This is a genomic window from Cryobacterium sp. TMT2-10 (genome assembly GCF_004403075.1).
GTDB lineage: Bacteria > Actinomycetota > Actinomycetes > Actinomycetales > Microbacteriaceae > Cryobacterium > Cryobacterium shii.
This window is the reverse complement of sequence record NZ_SOGW01000006.1, coordinates 1-6038: the sequence shown is the minus strand read 5'-3', so window position 1 is coordinate 6038 and position 6038 is coordinate 1. Positions and strand designations below refer to the sequence as shown.

General features: G+C 73.6%; 3 protein-coding genes. All 3 read right to left on the bottom strand.

The genetic code is table 11. The annotated features are described in order from the left end of the window. The coding region (locus E3T37_RS00640; RefSeq protein ID WP_134364932.1) for an alpha/beta fold hydrolase at positions 1 to 2851 on the bottom strand (2851 nt) is incomplete at its 3' end. A 65-nt stretch (positions 2852 to 2916) separates the two neighbouring features. Next, the gene (locus E3T37_RS00635) at positions 2917 to 3939 is read right to left on the bottom strand and encodes a 3-oxoacyl-ACP synthase III (RefSeq protein WP_241976053.1); all 1023 of its coding nucleotides are present in this window, start codon (positions 3937 to 3939) and stop codon (positions 2917 to 2919) included. A gap of 219 nt (positions 3940 to 4158) precedes the next feature. After that, the coding region (locus E3T37_RS00630) for an aldehyde dehydrogenase family protein (protein ID WP_134364930.1) at positions 4159 to 6038 on the bottom strand (1880 nt) is incomplete at its 5' end.

Genomic DNA, 6038 nt, shown 5'->3' with positions numbered 1-6038 from the left:
GGGTGCGGTCGATCTTCGAGTTGTGACGGATATCGGTGGGCAGCTGCGGCACCACCAGCACCGCGGCGAGCGGCACGCCGGCGGCTGCGCGCACGGCGGCGGCCAGTTCCGGGGCGGCCAGGCCCACCCGGCGGGCCGCAGGCGTGGTCTCGACGACCGCGACGACCTGCTGGATGCCGGCCGGACCGACCCCGACGACGGCGGCGCGGGCCACCACGGCGACGCGCTCGAGGCGCTGCTCGGGTCCGACCGGGGTAAGCACGCCGGCCGCGCTGGTGATCACGTGCGGCAGGCGGCCCTCGACCCAGAGCCGTCCGGCCTCGTCCAGGTGCCCGACATCGCCGGTGCGGTGCCAGCGCCGCCCCGGGGTCACGCCGCTGCGGGAGGCGCGATCGGTCAGCCAGAGCCGGTCGTAGTGGTTCTTCACGTGGGGGGCGGAGACGACGATCTCCCCCGTGATCCCGGGGGTCTCGGCGAGGGCGCCGGTAGCCGCACCGGTGGCGTCGAGGGCGCTGATCCGGAGGTCGGTGGTGGCCGCGGGACGGCCGACGCAGACGCCGCCGGGGCCGGCCGGGGCATCCGTCGCCGTCGTCTCGGTCGTGCCCGGCCCGGCCGTCGCCGCTGTCTCGGTCGTCACCGACCCGGGCGTGGCCGCCGCGATCGCCGACGCCTCGGTCTTGACCGCCGCCGTCGCCTCGCGGATGCCCGCCAGGGAGATGTCGGTCATCAGGAGTCCCTCGGTCATGCCGTAGGGGGTGTGGGCGCTGGCGCCGGGCATCAGGCGGGCCGCGGCGGCCAGCAGGGGCTCGGAGACGGGCGCGCCGGCGGAGAGGAAGCTGCGCACGCCGGCGAGGCTGCGGTGGTCGGCCGCGCTGAGCGTGGCCTCGGTGGCGACGACGTTGGCGAGCGCGGCCGGTGAGAGGAAGACGACGGTCGCGTCGATGGCGGCGACCGCGGCGGCGACGGCGGTCGCGGTCAGGGTCTTCGGGGAGGTCACGTCCATGTCCGGGGTCACCGAGCGGGCGCCGAGGGCCGGGCCGAGCAGGGCGAACGGGGCGAAACCGGCCACCAGTCCGGTGCCGAGGCCCACGTCGTACTGGGCGTGCAGCGCGTGGCTGACCGCGGCGAGCTGGCCGTGCGTGTAGACGACGCCCTTGGCCGGACCGGTCGAGCCGGACGTGAAGAGCACGGCCGCCGTGTCGCCGGGCCCGGGCGTCCCGGGCAGCTGCTCGTCCGCGCCCAGCGCGATGATCTCGGCGAGGGTGAAGGAGATGTCGAGGAGTCGGGCCACCGTGCTCGGGAACCGGGCGACGGCGATCTTCTGGCCGGGCCAGTCGAGGGCCCGGGCGGCGAGCAACCCGGGGGCGGCGCCGATCACGTGGTCCGGACGCGCGCCGCGCACGGCCCGGGTCAGGCCGCGCAGGCCGAGGCCGGCATCCGCCACGACCACGATCGCGCCGATGCGCACGCAGGCGTAGAGCACGGCGGTCAGGTCGGCGCCGGGCGGGATCAGCAGGGAGACCCGGTCGCCCTTGCGCACGCCGATCAGGTGCAGGCCCGCGGCGAGCTGCCGCACCCGGCGGGAGAGCAGCCGCCAGCTGACGACGCGGTGTGCGCCGCCGCCCGGCGGGGCCATGTCGACGAGGGCGGTGTCGTCGCTGCCCTGCAACTCGTCCAGGTAGTGCCAGAGCGGATGCTGCCCGCTCGCCGCCCAGCCCTCCGACTGTTCCCGTTCCGGACGAGAGTGACCCGCGGAACGGGCACTCTCGACCGGAACGGGCACTCCGGCGGGGAACATTGAGGCGGGGAGCCCTCCGGCGGGGAGGGCCGCTCCGGGCAGGGGGTCCGGGGCGGCGAAGGTGTGGTCGCCGAGCCAGGTCAGTGCGGCGGAGGCGTAGTCGACGTCCTCGGCGATCAGGTGCCCGGCGCCCTCGAACCGGTGCACGTCGGCCTGCGGCAGGCGCTGCGCGAGGTCGTCGAGGTACCGGTCGCTGAAGATCGGGTCGGCCGGGCCCCAGAGCATCAGGGCCGGCACGTCCAGGCGGCGCACCCCGGTGGAGATGCGCACGAGCTCGGCCGCACTCTCGTGCGCGTCGTCGACGGGGATGTCGGCGACGAACGCACCGATGCCGCCGCGGCGCGCTGCCCCGCGGTAGGGCGCGCGGTAGGCCTGCTTCACGGCGGCGGAGAGCGGCGGATGCGCGAGCGCGAGAGTCGTCTCCAGGAACGCGGGCGTGGCGACCGTTGCGGCGCCGAGCACGCCGTGGCGCAGGGCCAGCCGCAGCGGGGCCGGGATCGGCGCGTCCTCCGGCTGGTGCACGGCGGTGTTCAGCAGCAGCACCCCGGCGAGCAGGGTCGGATGGTCCACCGCCCAGCCGAGCGAGACCACGCCGCCCCAGTCGTGGCCGAAGGTGAGCACGGGGCCGGCCAGTCCGAGCTCGGCGGTGAGGTCGGCGAGGTCGGCGACCCGGCGGGCCAGCGGGCGCGGCGCCCCGGTGCGCTCGGAGAAGCCCATGTCGAGCTGGTCGACGGCGATGACCCGCCACGCCGGGCCGCCGGCGATGGCGGCATCCGTCGCGGCGGTGACGAGGTCACGCCAGAGGTAGGACCAGGTGGGGTTGCCGTGCACGCAGAGCACGGTACCGATCGGGGTGAGCCCGAGTTCGGCCAGCCGATCGGCGTTGTCGAGCAGGTGCCAGGTGCGGCTCGCCGGTCGCTCCCCGCCGGTCTCGGCAGCAGTCTCGGCAGCGGTCTCGGCAGCGGTGACCAGCCGGGAGAAGGCCGGGTCGAGGCCGGGCAGTCCCTGCGGCGGCAGTGACGCCGGGGCGGTCGTCTCGGCCGCCCGCGGCAGGCGGTATCCGGTGCCGGTGCGGGTGCTCGTGCGGGTGCTCGTGCTGCGGCTGCTGCTGCTGCTGCTCACCAGGCGAGTTCCATCATGGCGGTGTTCAGGCCGCTCCCGACGCCCATCAGCAGCACCCGGTCGCCGGGTGAGAGCCGCTTCGCCTCCTCGGCGAGCGTGATCGGGATCGACGCCGGCCCGACGTTGCCGAGCAGCGGGTACGTGAGCGGAACCCGGGAACGGTCCAGGCCGGTGGCCTTGATGATCGCGTTGGTGTGCACGTCCGACACCTGGTGCAGGATGTAGCGGTCCATGCCGGACCAGTTCCAGTCGCGTTTGGCCTCGGTCCAGGCCGAGACGACGAGTTCCATGCCGCCCTTGAGCAGCGCCTTGGCGTCGGTGAACATGCCGTCGACGCTGCCGACGCAGAGGCCGTTGAACTGGGTCGCGGCGCGCGTCACCCCGCCGAGCATGCGATGGCCCTCCGGATGCGCGTCCGCCGGCCCGAGCACGGCCGCCGCGGCGCCGGAGCCGAGGGTGAGGCTCGCGAACTCGCTCATGAAGTCCTTGCGGCTGATATCGGCGCGGCCCAGCCGGTCGATCGTGTTGGACTGGATCTCGTCGGCGTCCTCACCGTCGATGACCACGGCGTACTGCACCTGCCCGGAGTCGATCAGCTGCGCGGCCAGGGTCATGCCGTTGACGAAACCGAGGCAGGCGTTGGCGATGTCGAAGTTGGTGGCCGAGGACGGCAGGCCGAGGCCGTGGTGGATGCGCACGGCCACCGACGGCTCGAGGTGCTTGCGGGTCACGGAGGTGTTGATCATCAGCCCGACCTGGCCCGGCTCGATGCCGGCGGACTGGAGGGCACGCCGGCCGGCCAGCACGGCCGCGTCGTCGAACGCCTGTCCGGGCGCCCAGTTACGGCGCTCCTGCACGCCGGCCACCCGCTGGAGCAGGCCGCTGGGCAGGCGCAGGCGCTTCAGCGCCGGCTGCAGTCGGGCGTCGATCTCGACCGAGGTCGTGATCCGCGGGGCGAGTTCGCTGTCCACCGACAGCAGGGCGACGTTACGGTGCGTCGTCGTGGCGTTTCCGTTCAACTCTGATTCCCCTGTCGAATTGCAGCGCTGGAAACCCGCAGCCCGGCAATCCTGCACCAGAAACCTGTTCGTTGTCCGTATCCCTGCCCCGAGCAGCCGCATACTGCGACCGTCACGGTCCCATTTTACCTGCGCCGTGACCTGCGCCGTGACCTGCGCCGTCACTCGTGCCGGGCCCGGGGCACCGCCGCCGTGCGGGCGACGGCGCCCCGCGACGGGCTAGATGACCCCGTCCGAGAGCGTGCTGGGGTTGCCGAAACGGTGGGCGGTGATCGAGATCGCCTGTTCACGCAGAAAAGGCAGCAGCTCGACCCGGCCGGCCTGGGTGACCGGGTGCGCGTAGATCGCGATGTCCGGGCTGCCGCGGAGCGCGTGGGTGAGGGCGGATGCCGCCTGCGTCGCCCCGGTCAGCCGGTCCCCGCCGATCAGTCGCACCCGGCTGGTGCGGATGCCGCCGGCCGCCGCGCGCTCCAGCCATTCCGCGTCGCTCTCCACCGTCACCGGGATCTCACGCTCGGACAGCGCGTTCCGCACCAGCGGAGGCACCGGGATGGCACTGCTGACCTCGAACCGGGACGTGGTCAGGGTGGCCGCGGCGATGATCCGGAGCAGGTCGGAGAGGGTGCCGTCTTCGGCCAGGCGCACCGTGACGGGCAGCGGGCTGTAGCGGAACAGGTTGCGTTCGAGGCCGAGGTTCGAGACGTCCTTCACGACGCCGAACTCCTCGCGCCAGGCCAGGGCGTCGCTCAGGGCAGAGCGGCGCAGCACGTCGAAGTCGGCGTAGTCGAGCACGGTCTGCGCCGCCTCGATCACGTCGGTGACGGTCTGGTCCAGGCCGCGCAGGTGCAGGGTGGAGGAGTTGCGGCCGGGGTCGGTCACCCAACTGCCGAGCCCGTGAAGGTAATTCGGTCCGCCCGCCTTCGTGCCCGCGCCGACGGCAGAGCGCTTCCAGCCGCCGAACGGCTGGCGCTGCACGACCGCGCCGGTGATGCCGCGGTTCACGTAGAGGTTTCCGGCCTCGATCGTGTCCACCCACTCGGCCAGTTCGGCGGAGTCGAGCGAGTGCAGCCCGGACGTGAGGCCGTAGTCCACCGCGTTCTGGAACCGGATGGCCTCGGCCAGGTTGCGGGCGTGCATCACGCCGAGCACCGGGCCGAAGAACTCGGTCAGGTGGAAGTAGGACCCGGGAGCGACCCCCGTGCGGATGCCGGGCGACCACAGGGCGCCGGACTCGTCGAGCTGCTTCGGCTCCACCAGCCACTGCTCGCCCACGCCGAGCGTGGTCAGGGCGTGCAGGAGCTTTCCCTCCGCCGGCTCGATGATCGGGCCCATCTGGGTGACCGGGTCGGACGGGCGGCCGACGCGCAGGGAGGTCGCGGCATCCGTCAGCTGGCTGAGGAAGCGCTCGGATTTGGCGACCGAACCGACCAGGATGACCAGGCTCGCGGCCGAGCACTTCTGCCCGGCGTGGCCGAACGCGCTCTTGATCACGTCGGCGGCGGCCAGGTCGAGGTCGGCGGAGGGGGTGACGATGATGGCGTTCTTGCCGCTGGTCTCGGCCAGCAGGGGCAGGTCCTCGCGGAAGCTGCGGAACAGCTGCGCGGTCTCGTAGGCGCCGGTCAGGATGACCCGGTCCACGGCCGGGTGCGAGATCAGCCGGGTGCCCAGCTCACGGTCGGCGAGGTCCACCAGCACGAGCAGGTCGCGCGGCACGCCGGCCTCCCAGAGCGCCTCGACCATCACCGCGCCGGAGCGCTGGGCGAGTTTGGCCGGCTTGACGATGACGCCGGAGCCCGCCGCGAGGGCGGCGAGCACGCCGCCCGCGGAGATGGCGACCGGGAAGTTCCAGGGCGGGGTGACCACGGTCAGCTTCGAGGGCACGAAGGTGGCCCCCTGCACGGAGTCGAGGTCCCTGGCGCGTTCGGCGTAGTAGTGGGCGAAGTCGACGGCCTCGCTCACCTCCGGGTCACCCTCGGCGATGGTCTTGCCGGTTTCGGCCGCCATCACCTCGATCAGGCGGTCCCGGTTCGCGGCGAGCGCGAGGCCGGCCCGGTGCAGCACGGCGGCGCGCTCGGCGCCGGGGCGCTGGCCCCAGGCGG